Here is a 23056-nt window from a genome sequence, read left to right as displayed (position 1 = left end):
TTGTGATAGAATTGAACTGTTCCATATGTGTCTTTCTAATGAGTTGTTTAAGCACTTTTCATTGTAGGTCATATGGAACTTTTTTTCTACACTCAAAAGGCTCTATAATCTCCATGGTGGATTTATCCACTACAGAAATTATAGAGCCTTTGTTATTGCTGATTTGAAAGTTTTTGAGAGATATTGCTTGACATTGGCAGAAAATATGGTAAACTAATAGCGTAAACGATTGCAAAGGAGGTGGAGGTCATCTTAAAATCAGAACGAAAACGCCTGATTGCTGAGAAAATCGCTCAGGATGGAGTGGTGAGCTTAGAGAGTTTGGTTGATTTGCTGGCGACCTCTGAGTCTACGGTTCGCAGGGATTTGGATGAGATGGAGATGGAAGGCAAGCTTCGTCGGATTCACGGCGGGGCGGAGAAAATCCAAACCTTACAGGAAGAGCTGACCAATCAGCAAAAATCTGTCAAAAACGTGCAAGATAAGCAACGCCTTGCCCGCTATGCCAAGACCTTGGTAGCTGATGGGGATGTGATTTTTATCGATTCTGGGACGACGACAGACTTGCTGGTCGAAGAGCTAAATCAGCAGGTGACGGTGGTGACCAACTCTATTCACCATGCGGTTAAGCTGGTGGATAGGGGCATAAGGACCATTATCATCGGTGGGGACATCAAGTCCTCAACGGATGCTTCTATCGGCCCTCTGGCATTGACCCAAATCCAAGGACTGAACTTTGACAAAGCCTTTCTGGGGATGAATGGCATTGACGATGGCTATCTGACCACGCCAGATATGGCTGAGGCAGCGGTCAAGTCCGCCATTATTGCCAATAGCCGCCAGACCTATATTTTGGCGGACAGCTCAAAATTGGGTGAGGTTTCCTTTGTCAAGGTGGCACCCGTGACGGCAGTGACGATTCTGACGACGACGACCGATAAAGCAATCCTTACACGACTAAAAACAGAAACGAGGGTGATTGACCTATGATTTATACGGTAACACTCAACCCTTCCATCGACTTTATCGTTCGGCTGGACAGCCTTGAGACAGGCAGTGTCAATCGTATGACCAGCGACGATAAGTATGTCGGTGGCAAGGGCATTAACGTCAGTCGCATTCTCCATCGCTTAGGCATAGAGAGTAAGGCGACAGGCTTTGTCGGTGGCTTTACGGGTGCCTTTATCCGTGATGGCTTGACAGCTGAGGGCATCGCTCACCAGTTTGTCACAGTGGCGGAGAACACCCGCATTAACGTCAAGATTAAGGCTGATATAGAGACGGAAATCAACGGGGCGGGACCTGTCATTTCCACGGAGAAGATGGCAGAGCTGGAAAGCCAGCTTGGTCAGCTGACGGCTGAGGATGTGGTCGTCTTTGCAGGCTCTGCACCTACCAGTCTGGGCAATCAAGTCTATAACCGCTTGATTCCACTGGTGCGCGAGACCGGTGCACAGGTGGTCTGTGACTTTGAAGGGCAGACCTTGCTGGACAGCTTGGCTCATCAGCCGTTGCTTGTCAAGCCAAACAATCATGAGCTGGAAGCTATTTTTGGGGTGGAACTCAATGGTCTGGACGATGTTGAGCGCTATGCCCGTGAGATTTTGGCCAAGGGTGCTCAAAATGTGATTGTGTCCATGGCAGGCGACGGTGCGCTGCTCGTGACGCCAGAAGCGGCTTATTTCGCCAAGCCAATCAAGGGTGTGGTAAAAAACTCAGTCGGTGCAGGAGATTCCATGGTGGCTGGTTTTACAGGGAAGCTGGTTGAGACTGGTGACCCAGTTGAAGCCCTCAAATGGGGTGTCGCCTGTGGCACGGCAACAGCCTTCTCAGATGATTTGGCTGACATGAGCTTTATCACAGAAACTTATCAAAAAGTAGAGGTAGAAACACGATGAAACTTCAGGATTTACTGAACAAAAATGTCATGTTGCTGGACTTGCAAGCAACAACAAAGGAAGCAGCCATCAATGAGATGATTGCGAAATTGGTGGAACAAGGCGTGGTGACGGATGCGGACACCTTTAAGACAGGGATTATGAACCGTGAGGCGCAGATGACAACTGGTCTCGGTGATGGAATTGCCATGCCCCACAGCAAAAATGCTTCGGTTAAGGAGGCGACTGTCCTCTTTGCTAAGTCAACCAAGGGGGTGGACTATGCGTCGCTGGACGGTCAGCCAACGGACTTGTTCTTCATGATTGCGGCGCCAGAAGGGGCAAACGATACCCACTTGGCAGCTCTTGCAGACTTGTCTAAGTATTTATTGAAAGAGGGCTTTGCGGCAAAACTCCGTCAAGCAGGCTCAGCAGAAGAGGTAGTGGCAGCTTTCAACTCAGAAGAAGCCGCTGCGACAGCTTCAGCTGACAGCTCAGCACCAGCTAGCCAAGACTTTATCGTGGCAGTCACAGCTTGTACGACAGGGATTGCCCACACCTACATGGCAGAAGAGGCTCTTAAAAAAGTAGCGGCTGAGATGGGTGTTGGGATCAAGGTAGAAACCAACGGTGCCTCAGGTGTTGGTAACCGCTTGACCACTGAGGACATTGCTAATGCCAAAGGGGTTATCATCGCCGCAGATAAGGCAGTTGAGATGGACCGCTTTAACGGTAAACAACTGGTACAACGTCCAGTCGCAGACGGTATCAAGAAAACAGAAGAACTCATCAACATCATCTTAGATGGAAAGGCGGACACCTACGTGGCGAAAAATGACGGTCAAACAGCAGCGGCAGCTGCGCCAACTAGCCTTGGTGGTGCCTTCTATAAGCACCTCATGAGCGGGGTGTCTCAAATGCTCCCATTTGTTATCGGTGGCGGTATCATCATCGCCTTGGCCTTCTTGATTGACGGTGCGCTCGGTGTGCCACAGGATAGTCTGGGTAGCCTTGGTTCTTACAATGAATTGGCAGCTATGTTTATGAAAATCGGCGGGGCAGCCTTCGGCTTCATGTTGCCACTGCTGGCTGGTTATATCGCTTACTCCATCGCTGAAAAACCAGGTCTAGTTGCTGGTTTCGTGGCAGGTGCCATTGCTAAAGACGGTCTGGCTATCGGTAAGATTGAATTTGGTGCAGCAGCAGAAGGTGCTGTACCAACAGCGGTATCATCAGGCTTCCTCGGTGCCCTTGTCGGTGGTTTCTTGGCTGGTACGGTTGTCCTTGGTCTCAAGAAAGCCTTGGCAAACTTGCCAAAATCTCTGGAAGGGATTAAGTCAATCCTTCTCTACCCACTTCTTGGTGTCTTGATTACTGGTTTCCTCATGTACTTTGTCAATATTCCTATGGCGGCAATTAACGAAGGCATGAACAGCTTCTTGTCAGGTCTTGAAGTCAGCTCTGCTATTCTCCTCGGTCTTGTTCTTGGGGGCATGATGGCGGTCGATATGGGTGGTCCAGTCAACAAGGCGGCCTACGTCTTTGGTACAGGAACCTTGGCAGCGACTGTGGCCAACGGTGGTTCTGTAGCGATGGCAGCGGTTATGGCTGGCGGCATGGTGCCACCACTTGCGGTCTTTGTTGCCACTCTCCTTTACAAAAACAAGTTCACTGCTGAAGAACGTAACTCTGGTTTGACCAATATTGTGATGGGGTTGTCCTTCATTACAGAAGGAGCGATTCCGTTTGGTGCAGCTGACCCAGCGCGTGCTATTCCTAGCTTTGTAGCTGGTTCTGCTCTGGCGGGTGCCTTGGTCGGTCTGTCTGGTATCAAGCTCATGGCGCCACACGGCGGTATCTTCGTGATTGCTCTTACCAGCAATCCAGTGCTCTACATCGCCTTTATCCTCATCGGAGCTATTGTTTCAGGTATCCTTTACGGTGCTTTGCGTCAGGCAAAATAAGCGCTTAAACCTCGTCCTTGTGGCGGGGTTTTTATATATTTGAAAAGATTAGCAAAGCCATCAGATCTGACAGACAGGCTACAACTGCTACAAAAAAAGCTCACCAGTATCTGGGGAGAGCTTCATCAAGCCCTTTGCTTGTCCTACTAATGAATTAGTTTAGAAATAGTTGTAGTAGCGATCCACTGTTTCCTTTTTATCTTCTTCATTTTTCTCGTTAAATCTTTTCTATCAAGCCATATAGCGATGTAACACCTGCATGATCACTGTTAGAAAAGCTATTTTGCTCTCCTTGTGGTATAATGAGACCATGAAGATTAGACCTGCAACCCCTGCGGACGCGGCAGCGCTTGTCGCCATTTACGCCCCTTATGTGACAGATACAGCAATCACCTTTGAAATTGAGGTGCCTAGCGCCAGCGATTTCGCCCAGCGAATCCATACCATTAGTCAGCAATTTCCCTATCTCGTCGCTGAAGGTACTGACGGTGCTTTGCTTGGATATGCCTACGCTAGTTCCTATAAGAATCGAGCAGCCTATGATTGGACGGTTGAGCTGTCGGTTTATGTTGACCAGACTGTGCGCCATCATGGCATTGGCAAAGCGCTTTACGATGAGCTTGAGCGTCAGCTTGTTGCAATGGGTATTGTCAATTTTTTGGCTTGCATTGCCCTACCTAACGAGCCTTCCATTGCTTTTCATCTAAAACGTGGTTATGAACAGGTTGCCCATTTTAAAGAAGTTGGCTACAAGTTTGACCAGTGGCACGACATCGTCTGGTTGCAAAAGCAGGTTTTGACAAATAAAAATCGTTGACAATTAGTAGTCAAAATGGTAGTAGTGACATCTTTCAGAATAAACCAAAGTTTTTGTCACGCACTACTCTGTTATTTTAGTTAACAACTGCTCCAGTACAGCCTTGTTGCTGATTTTTGCTCATCTTGTTCGCTACCGTAGCGAAAATCAGACATGTTCGTTTTTTTTTGCTAGAATAGAAGGAACAGAAGAAAAAGGAGGCGTCTTATGACCCATTACGATTTATTGGTTATCGGCTTTGGTAAGGCTGGTAAGACTCTGGCTGGCAAACTGTCAGCAGCTGGCAAAAAGGTGGCTCTGGTCGAGGAAAATTCGGCCATGTACGGTGGGACCTGCATTAACATCGGCTGTATCCCAACCAAGACCCTGATTGTGGCAGCTGAGAAAAACTGGGATTTTGCGCAAGCCATGTCCCAAAAAGAAACTGTTGTGACCCGTCTGCGTAACAAGAACGAGGCTGTTCTTAAAGGCGCAGGTGTTGACCTCTATAACGCCCGTGCCCGCTTTGTTGCAAACAAGACCGTGGAGCTGACGGCTGGCGAGGACAAGGAGCAATTGACGGCGGATATCATTGTAATCAACACAGGAGCTAAGTCCAATGTCCTGCCGATTCCTGGGCTTTTAGATACCGCCGGTGTTTATGACAGCACAGGTATCCAGCAGTTGAGTGAGCGTCCTGAACGTCTGGGTATCATTGGAGGTGGCAACATCGGTCTCGAGTTCGCTAGCCTTTACAGCAAACTGGGCAGCCAAGTAACTGTTTTTGATGCCGCACCGACCATTCTCGGTCGCGATGAGGAAGTGGTCGCTAAGTTGGCTAAGAGTTACCTAGAGGAAGACGGCGTTAGCTTCAAACTCGGTGTCTCGATTTCTGGGGTGAAAAATAGCGGAGCGACTGTCCTTGTAACCGCAGATGGGGAAGACTATGCTTTTGACGCTGTTCTCTATGCCACAGGTCGCAAGCCAGCTACTGAGGATTTGGGTCTTGAGAACACCGACATCGAACTGACTGAGCGTGGGGCCATTAAGGTCGATGACTACTGCGAGACAACAGTTAAAGACATCTACGCTGTCGGCGATGTCAATGGAGGTCTTCAGTTTACCTACACCTCGTTAGATGATTTCCGTATCGTCTTTGGCAAACTAACTGGCAACGGTGACTACAAACGCAGTGACCGCGGTCAGGTACCGACAACTGTCTTTATCGAACCAGCCCTATCTCGTGTTGGACTGACCGAAAAAGAGGCTATTGCTGCAGGCTACGAGGTCATCGCTAATGAATTACCAGTCGCGAACATGCCACGTGCCCATGTCAACAACGATCTCCGTGGTATTTACAAGGTTGTCGTGGACAAAAAGACTAAGCTTATCTTGGGAGCGACCCTCTTTGGAGCTGGGTCTCAGGAGATTATTAACCATATCACCATGGCGATTGACAATAAGATTCCTTACACCTACATCAAGAACCAACTCTTCACTCATCCAACGATGGCTGAAAACTTGAATGATGTCTTTAATTTCTAAAAAATGACCACCGACTGAGAAGTTGGTGGTTTTATGGTATAATAGGCTATGCTCATTAACAGAAAAAGTTACTTTTATCTCTTAATCCTGACTATTTTTCTAGGCTTATCATCTAGGAAGCTAGTGATTTTTCCAGCAGAACTGGGTGATGCCTTGTGGGCTGTTGCTGTTTATTTGGGTTATCGGCTGATTTTGACGTCAACCAGTCGGCGAACAACAGCTATTTTAGCGCTAGTCACTAGTTTTGTGGTAGAATGGTCCCGACTGTTGACGTGGGACTGGCTTCTTGCTATCAGGCAGACAACACTAGGGCATTTGTTTTTAGGACAAGGTTTCCGCTTTTGGGATTTAGTCGCCTATGCTGTTGGTATTTTGGCTATTTTTCTGATTGATGATCGACTATTAAAAAAGGAGTGACGCGGTGATTACCCCAAAAATGGATCAATACTACGAGAAAATACGTGACAAGAAGCGACAAGATTATCGTCGCCTTAACTACCAAACCTTGGTTTATCCTGAATTGATTTTTATCGGGGATTCCATTACCGAATGGTTCCCCATTGAGCGTTTGATGAACATCAAACATACCTGGGTTAATCGTGGTAGCGCAGCCTCAAACAGCCAGCACCTTCTGGATCATCTAGCAGTTCATGTGTTCGGCTCAGCAGTTCGTCAAGTGGTGCTTTTAATTGGGACTAACGATATTGGTTATGATTTGCCACGCGAAAAGACGCTTGCTAACGTTCGGGAGATGATTGGTCAGATTAGGGCGGATTACCCATTAGCGACAGTCTATCTGCTTGAAGTTTTACCAGTGAATGAGGATAAGGTCTATTATCATACCGTGGATAATCGGACAAATCAGGCTATCCAAGACCTGAATGCAGGCTATGCTGCCTTAGCAGACGACCTAGCGGGTGTGGAGTTGGTCAACACTTACCACTCTTTCCTGAATGAAGCCGGTCAACTTGCCCCTGATTTAACAAAAGATGGACTACATCTCAGCGAAGCAGGCTATGTTCTCTTAGCGGAGATCCTACAGCAGGTGATTTAACTGAAGGATTGTGGTATAATGAGAAACGCATTTATTCTAGTCAGAAGGAAGTGTAGCAGCCATGCGCATAAAAATCCATCTCAAGTGTAGCCAGTGTGGCAGTAAAAATTACCTGACCAGTAAAAATAAAACCACTCATCCAGAAAAAATTCAAGTGACAAAATACTGTCCCAAAGAGAGAAAAGTGACCTTACATCTTGAATGTTAAGTGAAAATGTGTTAGAATGGTCAAGATGATAGTGGAGGACACACGAGATGTATAGCATTTTACTCACCATTTTACTTGTTTTATCTGGGCTCTTAGTGGTCGCAATTTTTATGCAACCGCAGAAAAACCCAAGCAGCAACGTTTTCGATAGCAGTGGTTCAGAAGCTCTCTTTGAGCGGACAAAGGCACGTGGATTTGAAGCATTTATGCAACGTTTCACGGGAGTTTTGGTCTTTTTCTGGATGGCCATTGCCTTGGTGCTAGCTATTTTATCAAGTAAATAGTCAAGTGAGCTTGTGACGGTTGTCCCAAGCTCTTTTATTGCTTTGAAAATAGCAGAGCGATGTCCTCTACTGGTTTAAACCTCCCCTGACAGAACAATCAGACGGTGTGGTCTGTGAAAAAAAGGATACATGCTATCAAACAAAAGGATTAAAGGAAATGAAAGAACAATTACTAACTTATTTACAGGAGCATGGCAAGTCCAGTGTCCATCAGCTCGCTGAAGGTCTCGATATGGCGACCTCGGCAGGCTTTCGTGACCTGGTCAAGACCATCTCCAAACTAGAAAGCCAAGGGCGACTTACCTTCGATGACCAAGGGAACATTGCCCTAAACACTAAGAAACCACAGAGACAGGACATCACCCTCACAGGGATTTTCCGTGCCAATAAGGCAGGTTTTGGTTTTGTTAGTGTCGATGAGGCAGAAAATGACCTTTTTGTCGGTCGTAACGATGTCGGCCATGCCTTGGATGGTGATACCGTTGAGGTTGCTATCACCAAGGTTGGTGACCGCCTCAAAGGCACGGCTGCTGAAGTCCGTGTGGTCAAGGTGGTCAAGCGTGCGCTCACAACCGTGGTTGGCAAGGTGATACTCGACAATCAACAGCCAGACTACATCGGCTACATGACCAACAAAAACCAGAAAATCCAGCAACGGATTTACCTCAAGCCAACCTCATTGGTGCTTGAGGGGTCAGAGATTGTCAAGATTGCTATCGAGACTTATCCTAGTCGCCAAAATGATTATTTTGTAGCGAGCATTCGTGACATTATCGGGCACGAGGGGGATGTTGGGATTGATGTCTTAGAGGTGCTAGAGAGCATGGATATTGTGTCCGAGTTCCCAGCAGCTGCACTGGCGGAGGCCGACGCTTTGCCAGATGTGCCGCAAGAGAAGGACTATGTTGGTCGGGTCGATTTGCGTCAGGAACTGACCTTTACCATTGACGGGGCGGATGCTAAGGACTTGGACGATGCCGTTCACATCAAGCGGTTGGACAACGGCAACTTCGAGCTGGGGGTTCACATCGCTGATGTGTCCTATTATGTGACTGAAGGGTCCGAGCTGGACAAGGAAGCACTCAAGCGGGGGATATCAGTCTATGTGACTGACCGAGTGGTTCCCATGCTACCAGAACGCCTGTCTAACGGCATCTGTTCCCTCAACCCGCAGGTGGATCGCCTGACCCAGTCGGCCATCATGGAGATTGACCGTCAGGGGCGCGTGGTTGATTATCAGATCTGCCAGTCAGTCATCAAGACCACCTACCGCATGACCTACACCGACGTTAATGGCATGTTGGCGGGTGATGAGGCTCTTTTGGAGCAGTATCACTTGATTGCTGCGGCGGTTAGGGACATGGCAGAGCTACATAGGATTCTCGAGCAGATGAGGGAGCGTCGGGGTAGTCTCAACTTTGATACCAGAGAGAGTAAGATTCTCGTTGACGAGAAGGGTCTGCCTCTTGATGTTGTTGTCAGGGAACGTGGGGTTGCTGAGCGCTTGATTGAGTCCTTCATGCTTGCAGCTAATGAATGCGTGGCTCAGCACTTCAATAAGCTCAACCTGCCTTTCATCTATCGGATTCACGAGGAGCCAAAGGCAGAAAAGTTACAGAAATTCATCGACTATGCTAGCCTTTTTGGGGTTCAGGTTCGAGGTACTGCCAGCAAGATTTCGCAAGAAGCCCTGCAAGATGTTATGAAGCATATCGAGGGGCAGCCAGGCAGCGATGTGTTATCCATGATGCTGTTGCGCTCTATGCAGCAGGCGAGGTACTCGGCGCACAACCACGGCCATTATGGGTTGGCAGCAGCCTTTTACACCCACTTTACCAGCCCTATTCGCCGTTACCCTGACCTCTTGGTGCATCGGTTAATCAGAGAGTACGGTCATTTGACGGCTGAACAAGTGGAGCATTTTGAGCAAATCATTCCTGAAATTGCCAGCCAATCATCGGCTTTAGAGCGTCGCGCCATCGATGCAGAGCGAGTGGTTGAAGCCATGAAGAAAGCTGAGTACATGGAAAAACATGTGGGCGAAGACTTTGAAGGTATCATCTCCAGCGTGGTTAAGTTTGGTCTCTTCGTCGAGTTGCCAAATACCATCGAAGGTCTGATTCATGTGACCAATCTACCAGAGTACTATCACTACAATGAAAGGACGCTCAGTCTTCATGGGGAAAAATCTGGCGTGGTCTTCCGTGTTGGTCAGCCCATCAGGGTCAAACTGACCAGGGCGGACAAGGAGACGGGTGATATTGACTTTGACTACCTGCCGAGCGACCTAGATGTTAGGGAAAAGCCAGCGAAGTCAGACAGAACTAGCCGTGCTAGACGGCAGCATAAAAAGCGTCACGAGGACAAGGGAAGCGACAGCAAGTCTCATCGCCTGCGGTCAGGTAAGGCTGTCATTTCCCAAAAAGAAAGAGAGCAGAAGAAGGGCAAAAAGCTCAAGGACAAGGCTAAGAAAGGATCAAAGCATGGCAAAGGGTCAGGGAAATGTCGTCGCGCAAAATAAGAAGGCACGGCATGATTACACGATTGTAGAGACCTATGAGGCAGGGTTGGTGCTGACAGGGACGGAGATTAAGAGTGTCCGTGCGGCGCGGATTCAGCTCAAGGATGGCTATGTGCAGATCAAGCGAGGAGAGGCTTGGCTGGTCAATGTGCATATCAGCCCCTTTGAGCAGGGCAATATCTGGAACACCGACCCTGAGCGTACCCGCAAGCTCCTCCTCAAGCGCAAGGAAATCGCGAAGCTGGAGCAGGAGGTCAAGGGCACAGGCATGACCATCGTACCGCTCAAGGTCTATCTCAAGGATGGCTTTGCTAAGCTCTTGATCGGTCTGGCCAAAGGGAAACATGACTACGACAAGCGTGAGTCCATCAAGCGCCGTGATCAGAACAGGGATATCAAGCGCACCATGAAGAACTTTAATGGACGATAAACACAACCCTCTGACCTTTGTCAGAGGGTTGCTCTTTTGTGAGGAAAAATGTTCAGCTAATCAAAGCCCAAAGATCAGCAAGACTATTCCAAGCAATATGCATCACGATAGGGATGTAGATGTTCTTACTGTAGCGATAAGCCATAGATAGGGCTAAACTAGGTATCAGATAAAAGATAAAGGCTATCCACGACCATGAATAGCCGATAAAATGGAAGGCTGAAAAGAAAGAAGCTGACAATAAGACATCGAGGTAATGACGTGAGTTTTTGAAATAAGCATCCATAAAACCGGCACGACAGATGAGTTCTTCTAGGATGGGACCGATGACATTATAATTTAAAATGAGCAAGGCTTGTGCCAAGGGGACGAAACTCAAAAAGCTCAATTCTTTCTGAAAACTACTGGTTCCACCATAGTTTATCAGTGATTTTATAGGGAGACGGAGTAACTGAGCACAGACAAAGAGTAAGAGAGCTATCATCACCTGTTGCTTGGTCACGCGCCAGTGATGGAAAAGCTCTTTTTGAAAATGTTTGAGGATAAAAACATAGCTTGCCAGTAGGATTAGCGTGGCAAAAAAGTTAACGATAGAAACATTTGTGATGCCAAAACTATTTTTTCTGTATAAGATAACGACGTACTCATAGCAACGATATAGGATGACCATCAAGATTGGATAGCCCAATCGCTTGAGGTGTTGTTTGATGTCAGAAGATGGTGCCATTAGGGAGTCCTCCGTTTGATTTTTTCCTCATAACTATCAGGTGACATGACGCGACCGCCCCGCCACAGGCAAATGGGTCAATAACCGCAACTCCACCGCTAATATTGAGTAATTCTTTTTCGGTTAATGGTTTCCTTGTTTGAGTTTTCATCTAACAAATTCTCCTTAAAAATTGCTATTGTTACCACTGGCCAGTGATGTTCTGAGTATAGCAATATCAGGGAATTTTTGACGGCTAATTCCTAAACAGTCATCGAAACGTCCGGAATGGTTAGTTTTAACAATATTTTACCATCATTTTATCACCCGATAGTAATGTCGTCAAGAATGATTTAATTGTGTTGAAAACTAACTCTTGTTCAATAAGTTTTCTGAGTAGAAGGAAATTAAAAAATAGTGTATGATAGAAAACGTGTGTAGAAAGGAGGGGTTATGCCCTATATGTTATTTGCCTTGGCAGCCTTTATCGGGGGGATTGTTCAAGGAACGACAGGTTTTGGAGCAGGTGTTATCAGTATGCTTGTTTTGCCCTATCTGTTGCCTTTGCCAGAAGCAGCTGGGGTCTCTGGTGCGATTGCCATTTGGATTTGTGGGATGATTTTCTATCGTTATCGACAGCATGTTAATTGGAGCAATATCTGGGTGATTGTCGCCGTTTATATCATGGCGAGTTTGACCGCTATCCAGATGGCGCCAAGGCTTAATACGACTAGTCTAAAACTAGCTTTCGGTGTCTTTTTAATCGTGTTGGCCCTTTATTTTTTGCTGGTTAAGGATAATCTTGTCATAACACCTAACCTGATGACTAAGGTCATTGTGGGTGGGCTATCTGGTCTGAGTGATGGCTTTTTTGGGATTGGCGGTCCGCTGATGGTTGTGCTGTACCTAGCCTTTTCTAAAAGTCGTGAAGAATATCTCGCGACCTTGCAGTTATCTTTTGTACTGGTTAGCGCAGTCAATTTAGTGCTTCGGTTGCAACAAGGCATTCTGGATTCGTCTCACCTGCCTTTTATCGTTCTGGGTCTCTTAGCCATGACAGGAGGCTTGCAGATTGCCCATCGTCTTAACGAGCGATTAAACCCTAATCATTTGCGACAAGCCACTTATTGGCTGATTGCTTGTTCTGGAATCCTGACTGTGGTGACGACCTTATGGAACTAATAACTCTTCGTCAATGGTTAACCATGCTATGGCTAGTTTGGAACATAGCGGTCGGTTTAGTTTATATTTGGGACAAGTACCGTGCCATCAGAGGAGAATGGCGCATGTCTGAAAAAACGCTATTAACTATAACATCTATCTACGGTGGTACAGGTGCCTACGTGGCTGCTCTGCTCTGTCACCATAAAACAAAAAAATGGTATTTCCACTTGGCATGGTGGTTAGGTATCGTCTTAAGTATAGGCACTTTTTATCTTGTTTTCCGCTATTTTTAAAACGATTGCTTGGCTGTGGGCAATTGTCCCTTTTTTTGTTATAATGGTTTTATGGAAAAATCTCAAAAAATTGCTAATTACCAGCTTATGCTGGCACAAGCTGAAGCGCTGTTTGCTCAAGAAACCAATGCTTTAGCTAATCTTTCAAATGCTTCAGCCTTAATCAATCAGACCTTACCGAACTCCGTTTTTACAGGTTTTTACCTGTTTGATGGGCAAGAATTGATTTTAGGCCCTTTCCAAGGCAAGGTGTCTTGTGTTCATATCGCTCTGGGGAAAGGAGTCTGCGGTGAGTCTGCTGAAAAACGTGAGACCATGATTGTACCAAATGTCAAGGAGCATGCTAATTACATCGCTTGTGATTCAGCTGCCATGTCTGAAATCGTCGTGCCGATGGTTAAAAATGGTCAGCTCATCGGAGTGCTGGATTTGGATAGCCATGTCATTGGTGACTACGATGACGTTGACCAAAACTACCTAGAGCAGTTTGTGGATCTGCTATTAACCAAGACCCGCTTTAATTTTGACATGTTTGGAGCTGACTAATGTATCAAGCCCTATACCGCAAATACCGTAGCCAAACCTTTGACGAGATGGTTGGTCAAGAAGTTATCGCCAAGACCCTCAAGCAGGCAGTGGCGACGGGCAAGATTAGCCATGCCTACCTCTTTTCAGGTCCTCGAGGAACAGGTAAAACCTCCGCTGCCAAGATTTTTGCCAAGGCCATGAACTGTCCCAATCAGGTGGACGGTGAACCTTGTAACGCCTGCGACCTCTGTCAAGATATTACTAGAGGTGCCTTAGAAGATGTCATTGAAATCGATGCTGCTTCTAACAATGGGGTCGATGAAATCCGTGACATCAGAGACAAGTCGACCTATGCCCCCAGCCGAGCTAAGTATAAGGTTTACATCATCGACGAGGTGCACATGCTCTCGACAGGGGCATTTAATGCCTTGCTCAAGACCCTAGAAGAGCCGACAGATAATGTGGTCTTTATCCTTGCGACCACGGAACTTCACAAGATTCCAGCAACAATCCTGTCGCGTGTCCAGCGCTTTGAGTTCAAGAGCATCAAGCCTGCGGCTATCCGAGAGCATCTAGCCCATGTCCTCGACCAAGAACAGATCACCTATGACGAACAAGCTCTAGCTATTATTTCCAAGCAGGCACAAGGTGGGATGCGTGACGCCTTATCTATCCTTGATCAGGCGCTTAGTTTATCAGATGGAACCCAGCTAACGACAAGTGTTGTAGAGGATATCACAGGAACGATTGCCCTGACCGCTTTATCGGCTTATTTTGGTGCTATAGCAGAGCAGGACAGCTTGTCTGCCTTGACGCATTTGCAGACCATCTTTGATAGTGGGAAGAGCATGGGTCGCTTTGCGACTGATTTGCTGACCTACATGCGAGACCTCTTAATCGCTCAGCATGGAGGTGAGGTTGATGGATTAGGAGATCAGGATCACCTTGCCTTACCTGCAGAGCAGCTCTTTACCATGATTGACATTGTGACGAGGAGCTTGTCCGAGATAAAATCAGGCAGTCATCCCAAATTATACGCTGAAATGATGACCATCAAATTGGCTAATCCAGCACAGGAAACAACTCTGCCTGATGATGTGGCTCAACAGCTTAGCAGCTTGAAGCATCAGCTCACAGAGCTCAAGACCTTACTAGCTAGTCTCCAGCAACAACCAAGTGGCTCTGCTATTTCCCAAAAGAAAGCAGCACCAATCAAAAATGCCTACAAGCTGGACAAACGTAAGGTTTTGGAGATTATGGCAGAGACTGTGCAGGAAGCTCAGCAGTCACGCGCCTATCTGGATGCTCTTAAGGGGGCCTGGAATGAGATTTTAGACAGCATTTCACCGCAGGACAGAGCCTTATTGCTTGGTTCTGAACCTGTTTTAGCCAACGCAGAAAATGCGCTCCTAGCATTTGAAACGGCCTTTAGTGCCGAGCAGGTCATGAAGCGAGGCGATCTGAACACTATTTTTGGCAATATCATGAGTCAAGCAGCTGGTTTCTCTCCAAATATTATGGCGGTGACCAAGGCTGATTTCAAGCTGCTTCGGACAGAGTTTGCTAGACAGCATCGGTCCAACGACCAGCCAGCAGAAGAAGTGTCTCAAGAAGCACCAGTTGTCCCAGAAGCTTTTCAATTTCTAGCAGAGAAGATTGAATGGGTAGATGATTAAATCGTCAAAAGAGGTCCTATCGAAACGTATAATTTTCGATAGGACCTCTTTGTGATCAATTGTTTAGGTTGATGGTTAAGCGATTTTAGATGGTTAGTGCGGGTTTAGGTTTAAGAAAAATAAGGGTTGAACCGTTTTTCATTTCCTATCGTCGTGTTCATGCCGTGTCCAGGGTAGACCGTATAGTGGTCAGGCAGGGTAAAGAGCTGTTCGCGAATCCCTGTCAGGAGCGCTTGATGATCGCTGGTTGGCAAGTCTGTTCGTCCGATAGTCCCCTTGAAGAGAGCATCACCTGTGATAACTATTTCGTCTTGGTCAAAGACAAAAGAGACACCTCCGATAGAATGCCCTGGAGTTGGTCGCACAGTAAACTCAAACCCCGCCAGTTGATAGGTTTGGTGAAGCACGAAGATTTTCTCTGCTGGCTGGATGACCACATCGGCCATATCATCATGGCGTGCTAATCCAGAAAGATTAGCAACAGGCGTATAGAGCCAGCTGGCCTCATGTTCTGACACATAGACAGGCGGATGGTTAAATTTTTCGCGGATAATGTCCACGCTCATGATGTGGTCATAATGGGTATGAGTCAAGAGAATGGCTGCAACAGGTTTGTCAATATTGGTCAAAGTGTCTATAATTTTTTGGCTATCACTACCTGGGTCAATGACCAGGACAGCCTGATCGTTAATGAGAAAGTAGGTATTTTCACTAGCAACAGCGTTGATGGTTTTTAAAATTTTCATAAGACCAGTATAGCAAAAAACCTTATATTTTGCATGAATTCAGGACAAAAAATAACACATCTGGTCAAAAAAATTATAAAATAGTCATGAAAGGAGTTTAGAGATGACAACAGATATTTTTTCTGCTATTGAAAAAGGTGCACTGTTATTAGATGTTCGTCCAGCATCTGCCTATGCAGCTGGGCACATCAAGGGTAGTCAGAGCGCTCCCTTGGAGGATTTAGCGACAACTGACTTGCCAGAGGACAAGGAGCAGCCAATCTATGTGCACTGCCGCTTAGGGATTAAGTCTAAAGAAGCCAAAAGCCTTTTGGAAGAAAAGGGCTACACCAACGTGGTCGATTTAGGCTCTATCGATGATATGGTTGCACGTGGCTTTGATTACCAAGAGTTTGGGCAATAGCAGAGCTGATTACACTGAGGTGACATCATCTCAGTTTTTTGGTTGCTTAGATAGCTCTGCCATGTTATCATAGAAGAAAGTATAACCAATAGGAGGGCTTATGGAAACACCGAGCCGTGTGGGACTTTTTGTCCATCTTTATTATAATCGTGATAGCCGAAAACTTAATAAGTACGGTGATTTTCACTACCATTCTAAGAAATGTCGCTATGTCCTCATCTATGTACCATCAGATGACATCGAGGCTGTGATGACAGAGCTCAAGGCTCTGAAATTTGTCAAGAGTGTCCAACCGTCCTATCTGGATGACATTGACCGCCAATTTGTTGGTAATCTGACTGCTCATGAACTGGTCTAGTGACCGAGTGCTTGATAGTGGTTAGTCCATTTTCACTTTGACTGGAAGAATTGAAAATTTCAAAGAAAACCCTTGACAAAAGCAGTCACTTTATTAGATAATAGAAGAAAGAAAACGCTTTTAATATTTTCAAGGAGGTTTGCGATGCAAATTATTAAACGAAATGGTCAGTTAGCTGACTTTGACCCAGATAAGATTTATCAAGCCATCATTAAAGCCGCACGAACAGTCTATGTGATTGATGATACTTGGCGTGAAAATTTGGCTGAAGTAACTAAGAAAGTCGTCATTGATTTGCATGAGGCACAGGTTGAGCGTCCAACAATTTCGATGATTCAATCAATGGTTGAATATCGCCTTTTAGAAGCTGGCTACCTCAATATCGCAGAGCACTATATCTCTTATCGTTTGCAACGCGATTTGGAGCGTAATGGCTATGGTGATTTAATTAGTGTCCATCTAAAATTTGATCAGATTAGATAATCTTTCAACGATTGACCATCTACTCAGAGCCTGTATTCACAACTGATGTGCTTTGACCTGAACTTGATTTTAGTCCTTATCCGCAAGCGTTCTTACCAAATATTGGCAATGAGAACTGATGAGCGTTCGGGCTAAACGGCAAACAAGTCTAGCAAATATCCGTTAGAATGCAGGTTTTTATGCTATAATAAAAAGTATCAATTGGGAGGTGTTCTGGTGAACTATTTATCGGTTAGCGACTTAACCAAGTATTTAAAACTAAAGTTTGACCGTGATCCTTACTTGGAACGGGTTTATTTGACTGGTCAAGTGTCTAACTTTCGTAGACGGCCAACTCACCAGTATTTTTCCCTAAAAGATGACAAGGCTGTGATTCAAGCCACCATGTGGGCTGGTATTTATAAATCACTGGGTTTCGCTCTAGAAGAAGGCATGAAGCTCAATGTTGTTGGTCGTATCCAACTTTATGAACCTGGCGGTAGTTACTCTATTGTCATCGAAAAAGCTGATCCAGATGGCATTGGTGCCCTAGCTGTTGCTTTTGAACAGTTGAAAAAGCGGCTGGGAGAAGCAGGCTATTTTGATGACCGCCATAAACAAGCTCTGCCTCAGTTTGTCAGCAAAATCGGTGTTATTACAAGCCCCAGTGGGGCAGTGATTAAGGACATCATCACCACAGTTAGTCGCCGTTTCCCAGGTGTTGAGATTTTACTATTTCCGACTAAAGTTCAAGGAGATGGGGCTGCTCATGAAGTCGCAACGAACATCCGCTTAGCAAATCAGCGCACTGACCTTGATTTGTTGATTGTTGGGCGAGGCGGTGGCTCAATTGAAGACTTATGGGCTTTTAACGAAGAACTGGTCGTCGAAGCGATTTTTGAATCTCGCCTGCCCATTATCTCCAGTGTCGGTCATGAAACGGATACCACTTTAGCAGATTTTGTGGCGGACAAGCGTGCAGCAACACCGACAGCTGCTGCTGAGCTGGCCACGCCTGTGACCAAGGCTGATGTCGTCGCTTTTGTCAAGGACAGGCAATTACGACTATATCAGGCCGTGCAACGGCGTTTGACTTATCAACAGGAGCGTGTGGCAAAGCTGAATCAGTCGGTAATTTTTCGCCAGCCTGAGCGACTTTATGATAGCTATTTACAGCGTTTGGACAAGTTGCTGACGACCTTAACACATCATTTTAAAGGACGAGTGATGGACGTAGGTGCTTCTCGCCAGCTACTGCACCAGCGTTTGTTGAGTCAAGACCTGGCAGGAACAGTTGAACGAAGAGCTGAGCAAGTGCTCAGTTACCAGCACCGACTAGTTCAACACATGAAACATCAGATTGCGGTCTGCCAAGCTGATGTTGAGCAATATGAGACAAGGCTTCTGTCTCTAGATACGGATCGTATCTTGAAACGAGGCTTTGCCCTCATCCAAAAAGAAGACATCATCACACCATCAGTGCAAGGTATTAAGGTTGGTGATGAGTTGACCATTACACTACAAGATGGGCAATTAGACGTGGAGGTTAAAAATGTCAAAGAAACCAACATTTGAAGAAAATTTGCAGGCCTTAGAGGCGATAGTCAACCGCTTGGAAAATGGTGACGTTCCCCTAGAAGAAGCCTTGAGTGAGTTCCAAAAAGGAATTGGACTATCGAAAACCCTACAACAAACGCTAGCTGAGGCGGAGCAAACGCTGGTTAAGGTGATGCAAGCTGACGGCAGTGAAAAGGATTTAGATTAGATGAAGCATATTGATGGCATCACCAAAGCCTTAGCCGCTTACTATGCTCAATCGCCAGTAGCCAAACGCCTTAACGAGGCTATTTACTATTCTATCGATAGCGGTGGTAAACGTCTTCGCCCTGTCTTGCTCTTGCAACTGTTAGAAGGTTTCGGCGTGTTGTTGACAGATGCCCATTATCAGGTGGCTGCTGGTCTTGAAATGATTCATACAGGTAGTTTGATTCACGATGATTTGCCTGCCATGGATAACGATGACTACCGTCGTGGTCGCTTGACCAACCATAAGCAGTTCGACGAAGCTACAGCGATTTTAGCAGGTGATAGCTTGTTTTTAGACCCGTTTGGTCTGATTGCCAGGGCTGATTTGCCAGCTCAAGTACGACTAAACTTAATCGCTGAGCTGTCGGAAGCTGTGGGCACCTATGGCATGGTGGGTGGTCAGATGCTCGATATGATGGGAGAAGGTCGTCAGTTGACAGTCACTGAACTAAAAACGATTCATGCTAACAAGACGGGCAAGTTGCTTGCTTTCCCTTTCCTTGCCGCTGGGATAATCGCTGAGCTGGACAGTTTATCAATCGCTGATTTGCGTTTAGCAGGCGAACTGGTTGGTTTAGCTTTCCAAGTTCGTGATGATATTTTGGACGTGACAGCTAGCTTTGAAGAGTTAGGAAAGACACCACAAAAAGACTTATCAGCTCAAAAATCAACTTATCCAAGACTGTTAGGTCTAAATGAGTCCTATGACCTTCTCAATGATTGTTTGGATCAAGCGCTAGCTATTTTCCAAAAACTAGAGCGAGACGAGGATGTGGACTTAAGAAAAGTCCGAGACATGATAGAAAGGTTGCGACTTCATGGCTAAAGAACGTGTTGACGTGCTTGCCTATAAGCAAGGGCTTTTTGAGACAAGGGAGCAGGCCAAACGTGGCGTGATGGCTGGTCTAGTGGTTGCTGTGATGAACGGGCAACGCTATGACAAACCTGGTGAGAAGATTGATGAAGCAACGGAACTCAAATTAAAAGGCGAGCGCTTGAAGTATGTTAGTCGTGGTGGGCTAAAGCTGGAGAAGGCGCTGTCTGCTTTTGGATTATCTGTTCTTGACCAAATTGGTCTTGATATTGGGGCTTCAACAGGTGGGTTTACAGACGTTATGCTACAAGCGGGTGCAAAGTCCGTTTATGCTGTTGATGTCGGTACTAATCAACTGGCTTGGAAGTTGCGACAAGACCCACGTGTCCTATCCATGGAACAATACAATTTTCGCTACGCCAGCTTGGCAGATTTTACACATGGTCAGCCGACAGTGGCATCGATTGATGTGAGCTTTATTTCCTTAGCCCTTATACTGCCAGCCTTACATGAGATTTTAGCTGATGGTGGGCAAGTAGTGGCCTTAATCAAACCGCAATTTGAGGCTGGGCGAGAATTTATTGGGAAAAATGGTATTGTTAAAGATCAGGCTGTCCATGAACGGGTCATATATGAGGTGGTAGACAGGTCAGTCCAGTTAGGTTTTTCAGTTCTGAACCTTGATTTCTCTCCTATTCAAGGAGGTCAAGGCAATATTGAGTTTTTAGCTCACCTTGAAAAATCTCCTGCTCCTCAATCATTAGTGCTAGAAAAAATTGTAAGAGTTGTTCAAAATGCTCATGATACCTTTAAACGCGAGAGCAGCGATCATTAAACTAACCCAACCAATCTTACCGATTGTGAACGATAAACTCAGAAGGAGAACTGATGCTACAGGAAATTGCGATTAAAAACTTTGCGATTATCGAAGCGATTCGCCTGACCTTTGATAAGGGGATGACGGTCCTGACTGGTGAAACAGGTGCCGGCAAATCAATTATCATTGATGCCATGAACATGATGCTGGGTAGTCGCGCCAGTCACGATGTGGTTCGCCACGGTCAACTAAAAGCAGAAATCGAAGGGTTATTTTCTGTCAATTATAGCAGTTCTTTGACTCAGTTGCTGACGGATAACGGGATTGATCCAACTGAGGAGTTGATTATTCGCCGAGAGATTTCTGCTAATGGGCGATCAGTCAGTCGTGTTAATGGTCAGTTGGTCAATTTATCAACCTTGAAAGCTATTGGTGAACATTTGGTTGATATTCATGGTCAACATGATCAAGAAGAGCTGATGCGTCCTCAGCACCATATCAGGTTATTAGATAGCTTTGGTGAGCAAGCATTTTGGAACTTGAAAAAAGCGTATCAGGCAAGCTTTGACAGTTATCGCAAAAAGCGCAAGCATTTACTTACTATCAAAAAAAATCAACAGGAGCATCGGGAGCGAATCGAGATGTTGGAGTTCCAGCTTGCAGAGCTAGAAGCAGCCGAACTAAAATCTGGTGAAGACCAAGACTTGCTAGCGGAGCGGGAACGCTTGCTGAACCATAAAACCATCGCAGATACGCTGGTTAATGTCTATGCCTTACTAGATAACGAGGATTTTTCCAGCCTGTCCAATATTCGTTCAGCCATGAATGACCTCCAGACCATTGAAGACTATGATGCAACCTATCAGGAATTCTCCCAACAACTCACCGAGAGTTACTATGGTTTAGAGGAGATTACTAGGCGTTTAGGTGCTACCATTGATGATTTGGAGTTTGATGGTGAGCGCTTGATGATGGTCGAGAATCGTCTTGACGTGATTCATAGCATGACAAAAAAATATGGTGGCACAGTTGATGATGTTTTGATTTATTTTGAGCAAATTAGCAAAGAATATGCGCTCTTAACAGGAGATGATTTTTCGTTTGAAGATTTGGAAAAGGAACTGAAAATCATTGAACGTGACCTTGTCAATCAAGTGAAAGAGCTTTCTACAGCTAGACACCAGCTTGCTGAACAGTTAGAAGAGGATATTCATCAAGAGTTAAAAGACCTTTACATGGAAAAGGCGCGTTTTCAGGTACGTTTCACCAGCTCAAAATTTAGCTGTGAGGGAAATGAGACTGTCGAGTTCTACATTTCAACCAACCCAGGTGAAGAATTTAAGCCTTTAGTCAAGGTGGCTTCAGGAGGCGAATTATCTCGGTTGATGCTGGCTGTTAAGTCTGCTTTTGCTAGACGTGAAGATAAAACAGCTATTGTTTTTGACGAGGTGGATACGGGTGTTTCCGGTCGTGTTGGTCAAGCAATTGCACAAAAAATTTATAAAATTGGCAACCACGGTCAGATTCTAGCCATCTCTCACTTGCCACAAGTTATTGCTATCGCGGATTATCAATTCTTCATTCAAAAACAAAGCGATGAAAAGAGTACCGTGTCTACAGTTCGCCTCTTGACAACAGATGAACGGGTGGAAGAAATTGCAAAAATGCTAGCTGGGGAAAACGTCACAGAGACAGCTAGACAGCAAGCCCGAGAATTACTTGGTATCTAGGTAAAAAATCATAAAAAAGTTAAAAAATCTATCATTTTTTTACAAGAGTTTTCGAATAACTTATTAGGAAGAGATTTCCAAACTATTTTAAGGAGGCTGACCATGTCAGAATTTACATTTGAGATTACAGAGAGATTGCTTGTCCTATCGACCAACGATAAAGGATGGAGTAAGGAGCTCAACCGAGTGAGTTTTAACGGTGCTGAGCCTAAATTTGATATCCGGATGTGGAACGAAGACCACACCAAGATGGGCAAGGGCATCACCTTCACCAACGAGGAATTTAAAACCATTCTGGACGCTTTCCGACCAGGGTATTAAAAACATGAATTATCCCTAGACCTTGAGGGACATGTTGTCGAAAGGATTTGGAACTATGCTAATAGAACCAGATCCTTTTACTATTTGTCAATCAATTGCATGAAAGCATTTTAAGATGATTTCTTAGTCGTTAAAAAGGCTCTTTGTCAACTGTAGTGGGTTGACCCACTTAACACCGAGAGAGGACAGTTCTTGTCTTCTCTCGTTTTATGTTTATGGCAATGAAAATGCGAGTTTTGTCTTTTCAAAGTTTCTGAAACCAAAGGCGTTGCGCTTAATAACCTTGATGATGTTGTTGGTTGCTTCAATCTTGGCGTTAGAGTAGGGCAATTCCAAGGCATTGACAATCTTGTCCCTACCCTTCAAAAATGTTCTAAAAACTGTCTGAAAGACAGGATTAACGCTTGAAATCGTCTCCTCAATCAGCCCAAAGAGCTGGTTAGCTTGCTTTTCTTGAAAATGAAACAGGAGCAGTTGATAAAGTTCGTAGTGTTCTTTTAGCTCTTGCGAATAGCCGAGCAGTTTAGTGACAACCTCCTGATTAGTCAAGTGC

The 23056-nt window shown here is 45.6% G+C and carries 27 protein-coding genes and 1 pseudogene; 24 read left to right on the top strand and 4 right to left on the bottom strand.

Annotated elements, in window-relative coordinates:
- Nucleotides 1–249: 249 nt before the first annotated feature.
- From ACERC7_RS08460 to smpB, 11 genes are all read left to right on the top strand, one after another.
- Nucleotides 250–990 (top strand): DeoR/GlpR family DNA-binding transcription regulator, encoded by a 741-nt coding sequence (locus ACERC7_RS08460; protein ID WP_373666688.1) that lies wholly within the window; start codon nucleotides 250–252, stop codon nucleotides 988–990.
- Nucleotides 987–1898: a 1-phosphofructokinase gene (gene pfkB / locus ACERC7_RS08455; RefSeq protein WP_373666687.1), complete on the top strand. Its 912-nt coding sequence runs from the start codon at nucleotides 987–989 to the stop codon at nucleotides 1896–1898. The genes ACERC7_RS08460 and pfkB overlap by 4 nt, the downstream gene beginning before the upstream one ends.
- Complete coding sequence (locus ACERC7_RS08450) at nucleotides 1895–3841, top strand: fructose-specific PTS transporter subunit EIIC (protein WP_373666686.1); 1947 nt, start codon at nucleotides 1895–1897, stop codon at nucleotides 3839–3841. The genes pfkB and ACERC7_RS08450 overlap by 4 nt, the downstream gene beginning before the upstream one ends.
- 310 nt (nucleotides 3842–4151) lie before the next feature.
- A complete protein-coding gene (locus tag ACERC7_RS08445; RefSeq protein WP_373659348.1) occupies nucleotides 4152–4658 on the top strand; it encodes an N-acetyltransferase family protein in 507 nt (168 codons plus the stop codon).
- A gap of 207 nt (nucleotides 4659–4865) precedes the next feature.
- On the top strand, nucleotides 4866–6182 hold the full coding sequence (locus ACERC7_RS08440) for an FAD-containing oxidoreductase (protein ID WP_373666685.1): 1317 nt from the start codon (nucleotides 4866–4868) through the stop codon (nucleotides 6180–6182).
- A gap of 123 nt (nucleotides 6183–6305) precedes the next feature.
- A complete protein-coding gene (locus ACERC7_RS08435; protein ID WP_373666684.1) occupies nucleotides 6306–6599 on the top strand; it encodes a DUF2809 domain-containing protein in 294 nt (97 codons plus the stop codon).
- Between the two features lie 4 nt (nucleotides 6600–6603).
- Nucleotides 6604–7236: a GDSL-type esterase/lipase family protein gene (locus ACERC7_RS08430; RefSeq protein WP_373666683.1), complete on the top strand. Its 633-nt coding sequence runs from the start codon at nucleotides 6604–6606 to the stop codon at nucleotides 7234–7236.
- A gap of 61 nt (nucleotides 7237–7297) precedes the next feature.
- Nucleotides 7298–7444 carry a 50S ribosomal protein L33 gene (gene rpmG, locus ACERC7_RS08425; RefSeq protein ID WP_083907116.1) on the top strand — a complete coding sequence of 49 codons (147 nt, stop codon included), beginning with the start codon at nucleotides 7298–7300 and terminating at the stop codon, nucleotides 7442–7444.
- Nucleotides 7445–7491: 47 nt separating this feature from the next.
- Nucleotides 7492–7728, top strand: coding sequence for a preprotein translocase subunit SecG (secG, locus tag ACERC7_RS08420; RefSeq protein WP_018368255.1), 237 nt, complete (start codon nucleotides 7492–7494; stop codon nucleotides 7726–7728).
- 157 nt (nucleotides 7729–7885) lie between these two features.
- Nucleotides 7886–10249, top strand: a complete 2364-nt coding sequence (gene rnr / locus ACERC7_RS08415; protein WP_373666682.1) for a ribonuclease R — start codon at nucleotides 7886–7888, stop codon at nucleotides 10247–10249.
- The gene (gene smpB / locus ACERC7_RS08410) at nucleotides 10212–10679 is read left to right on the top strand and encodes an SsrA-binding protein SmpB (protein ID WP_373659341.1); all 468 of its coding nucleotides are present in this window, start codon (nucleotides 10212–10214) and stop codon (nucleotides 10677–10679) included. Before rnr ends, smpB begins: the two co-directional genes overlap by 38 nt.
- A 52-nt stretch (nucleotides 10680–10731) precedes the next feature.
- Here smpB and ACERC7_RS08405 read toward each other — a convergent pair whose 3' ends face one another.
- Together ACERC7_RS08405 and ACERC7_RS08400 are read right to left on the bottom strand one after the other, a co-directional pair.
- Nucleotides 10732–11406 carry a lysostaphin resistance A-like protein gene (locus ACERC7_RS08405; RefSeq protein WP_373666681.1) on the bottom strand — a complete coding sequence of 225 codons (675 nt, stop codon included), beginning with the start codon at nucleotides 11404–11406 and terminating at the stop codon, nucleotides 10732–10734.
- Complete coding sequence (locus ACERC7_RS08400; protein WP_373666680.1) at nucleotides 11390–11557, bottom strand: hypothetical protein; 168 nt, start codon at nucleotides 11555–11557, stop codon at nucleotides 11390–11392. Before ACERC7_RS08400 ends, ACERC7_RS08405 begins: the two co-directional genes overlap by 17 nt.
- Nucleotides 11558–11838: 281 nt before the next feature.
- Between ACERC7_RS08400 and ACERC7_RS08395 the strand changes: the two genes are divergently transcribed.
- Genes ACERC7_RS08395 through dnaX form a run of 4 tightly spaced genes read left to right on the top strand, consistent with a single transcriptional unit; the run spans nucleotide 11839 to nucleotide 15046 of the window.
- Nucleotides 11839–12567, top strand: coding sequence for a sulfite exporter TauE/SafE family protein (locus tag ACERC7_RS08395; RefSeq protein WP_373659337.1), 729 nt, complete (start codon nucleotides 11839–11841; stop codon nucleotides 12565–12567).
- A complete protein-coding gene (locus ACERC7_RS08390) occupies nucleotides 12558–12842 on the top strand; it encodes a DUF1294 domain-containing protein (protein WP_373659336.1) in 285 nt (94 codons plus the stop codon). Before ACERC7_RS08395 ends, ACERC7_RS08390 begins: the two co-directional genes overlap by 10 nt.
- Nucleotides 12843–12893: 51 nt before the next feature.
- Nucleotides 12894–13388, top strand: coding sequence for a GAF domain-containing protein (locus ACERC7_RS08385; protein ID WP_373659335.1), 495 nt, complete (start codon nucleotides 12894–12896; stop codon nucleotides 13386–13388).
- Nucleotides 13388–15046, top strand: a complete 1659-nt coding sequence (gene dnaX, locus ACERC7_RS08380; RefSeq protein ID WP_373659334.1) for a DNA polymerase III subunit gamma/tau — start codon at nucleotides 13388–13390, stop codon at nucleotides 15044–15046. The genes ACERC7_RS08385 and dnaX overlap by 1 nt, the downstream gene beginning before the upstream one ends.
- A 110-nt stretch (nucleotides 15047–15156) precedes the next feature.
- On the opposite strand, the gene ACERC7_RS08375 is transcribed toward dnaX, so the two are convergent.
- Entirely contained in the window at nucleotides 15157–15792 is a 636-nt protein-coding gene (locus ACERC7_RS08375; RefSeq protein ID WP_373659332.1) for an MBL fold metallo-hydrolase, read from the bottom strand.
- 103 nt (nucleotides 15793–15895) lie between these two features.
- Here ACERC7_RS08375 and ACERC7_RS08370 point away from each other — a divergent pair, with 103 nt between their 5' ends.
- The 9 genes from ACERC7_RS08370 to ACERC7_RS08330 all read left to right on the top strand — a co-directional run bounded on the left by ACERC7_RS08370 (nucleotide 15896) and on the right by ACERC7_RS08330 (nucleotide 22503).
- Complete coding sequence (locus ACERC7_RS08370) at nucleotides 15896–16195, top strand: rhodanese-like domain-containing protein (RefSeq protein ID WP_373659331.1); 300 nt, start codon at nucleotides 15896–15898, stop codon at nucleotides 16193–16195.
- Nucleotides 16196–16295: 100 nt separating this feature from the next.
- Entirely contained in the window at nucleotides 16296–16553 is a 258-nt protein-coding gene (locus tag ACERC7_RS08365) for a DUF2129 domain-containing protein (RefSeq protein WP_373659330.1), read from the top strand.
- Nucleotides 16554–16697: 144 nt separating this feature from the next.
- Entirely contained in the window at nucleotides 16698–17036 is a 339-nt protein-coding gene (locus ACERC7_RS08360; RefSeq protein ID WP_018368267.1) for an ATP cone domain-containing protein, read from the top strand.
- A 213-nt stretch (nucleotides 17037–17249) separates the two neighbouring features.
- Nucleotides 17250–18590, top strand: a complete 1341-nt coding sequence (gene xseA, locus ACERC7_RS08355) for an exodeoxyribonuclease VII large subunit (RefSeq protein WP_373659353.1) — start codon at nucleotides 17250–17252, stop codon at nucleotides 18588–18590.
- Complete coding sequence (locus ACERC7_RS08350) at nucleotides 18568–18780, top strand: exodeoxyribonuclease VII small subunit (RefSeq protein WP_018368269.1); 213 nt, start codon at nucleotides 18568–18570, stop codon at nucleotides 18778–18780. The genes xseA and ACERC7_RS08350 overlap by 23 nt, the downstream gene beginning before the upstream one ends.
- Nucleotides 18781–19647: a polyprenyl synthetase family protein gene (locus ACERC7_RS08345; RefSeq protein ID WP_373659329.1), complete on the top strand. Its 867-nt coding sequence runs from the start codon at nucleotides 18781–18783 to the stop codon at nucleotides 19645–19647.
- Entirely contained in the window at nucleotides 19640–20470 is an 831-nt protein-coding gene (locus ACERC7_RS08340; RefSeq protein WP_373659327.1) for a TlyA family RNA methyltransferase, read from the top strand. Before ACERC7_RS08345 ends, ACERC7_RS08340 begins: the two co-directional genes overlap by 8 nt.
- A gap of 53 nt (nucleotides 20471–20523) precedes the next feature.
- Nucleotides 20524–22182, top strand: coding sequence for a DNA repair protein RecN (gene recN / locus ACERC7_RS08335; RefSeq protein ID WP_373659326.1), 1659 nt, complete (start codon nucleotides 20524–20526; stop codon nucleotides 22180–22182).
- Between the two features lie 102 nt (nucleotides 22183–22284).
- On the top strand, nucleotides 22285–22503 hold the full coding sequence (locus ACERC7_RS08330; RefSeq protein ID WP_018368273.1) for a YdbC family protein: 219 nt from the start codon (nucleotides 22285–22287) through the stop codon (nucleotides 22501–22503).
- 169 nt (nucleotides 22504–22672) lie between these two features.
- Here the strand turns inward: ACERC7_RS08330 and ACERC7_RS08325 are convergent.
- Nucleotides 22673–23056: pseudogene (locus tag ACERC7_RS08325) on the bottom strand (transposase); the annotation flags it as partial.

This window comes from Streptococcus sp. E17BB (assembly GCF_041807725.1).
Classification (GTDB): Bacteria; Bacillota; Bacilli; order Lactobacillales; family Streptococcaceae; genus Streptococcus; species Streptococcus entericus.
This window is presented reverse-complemented; position numbering and strand designations above follow the sequence as displayed.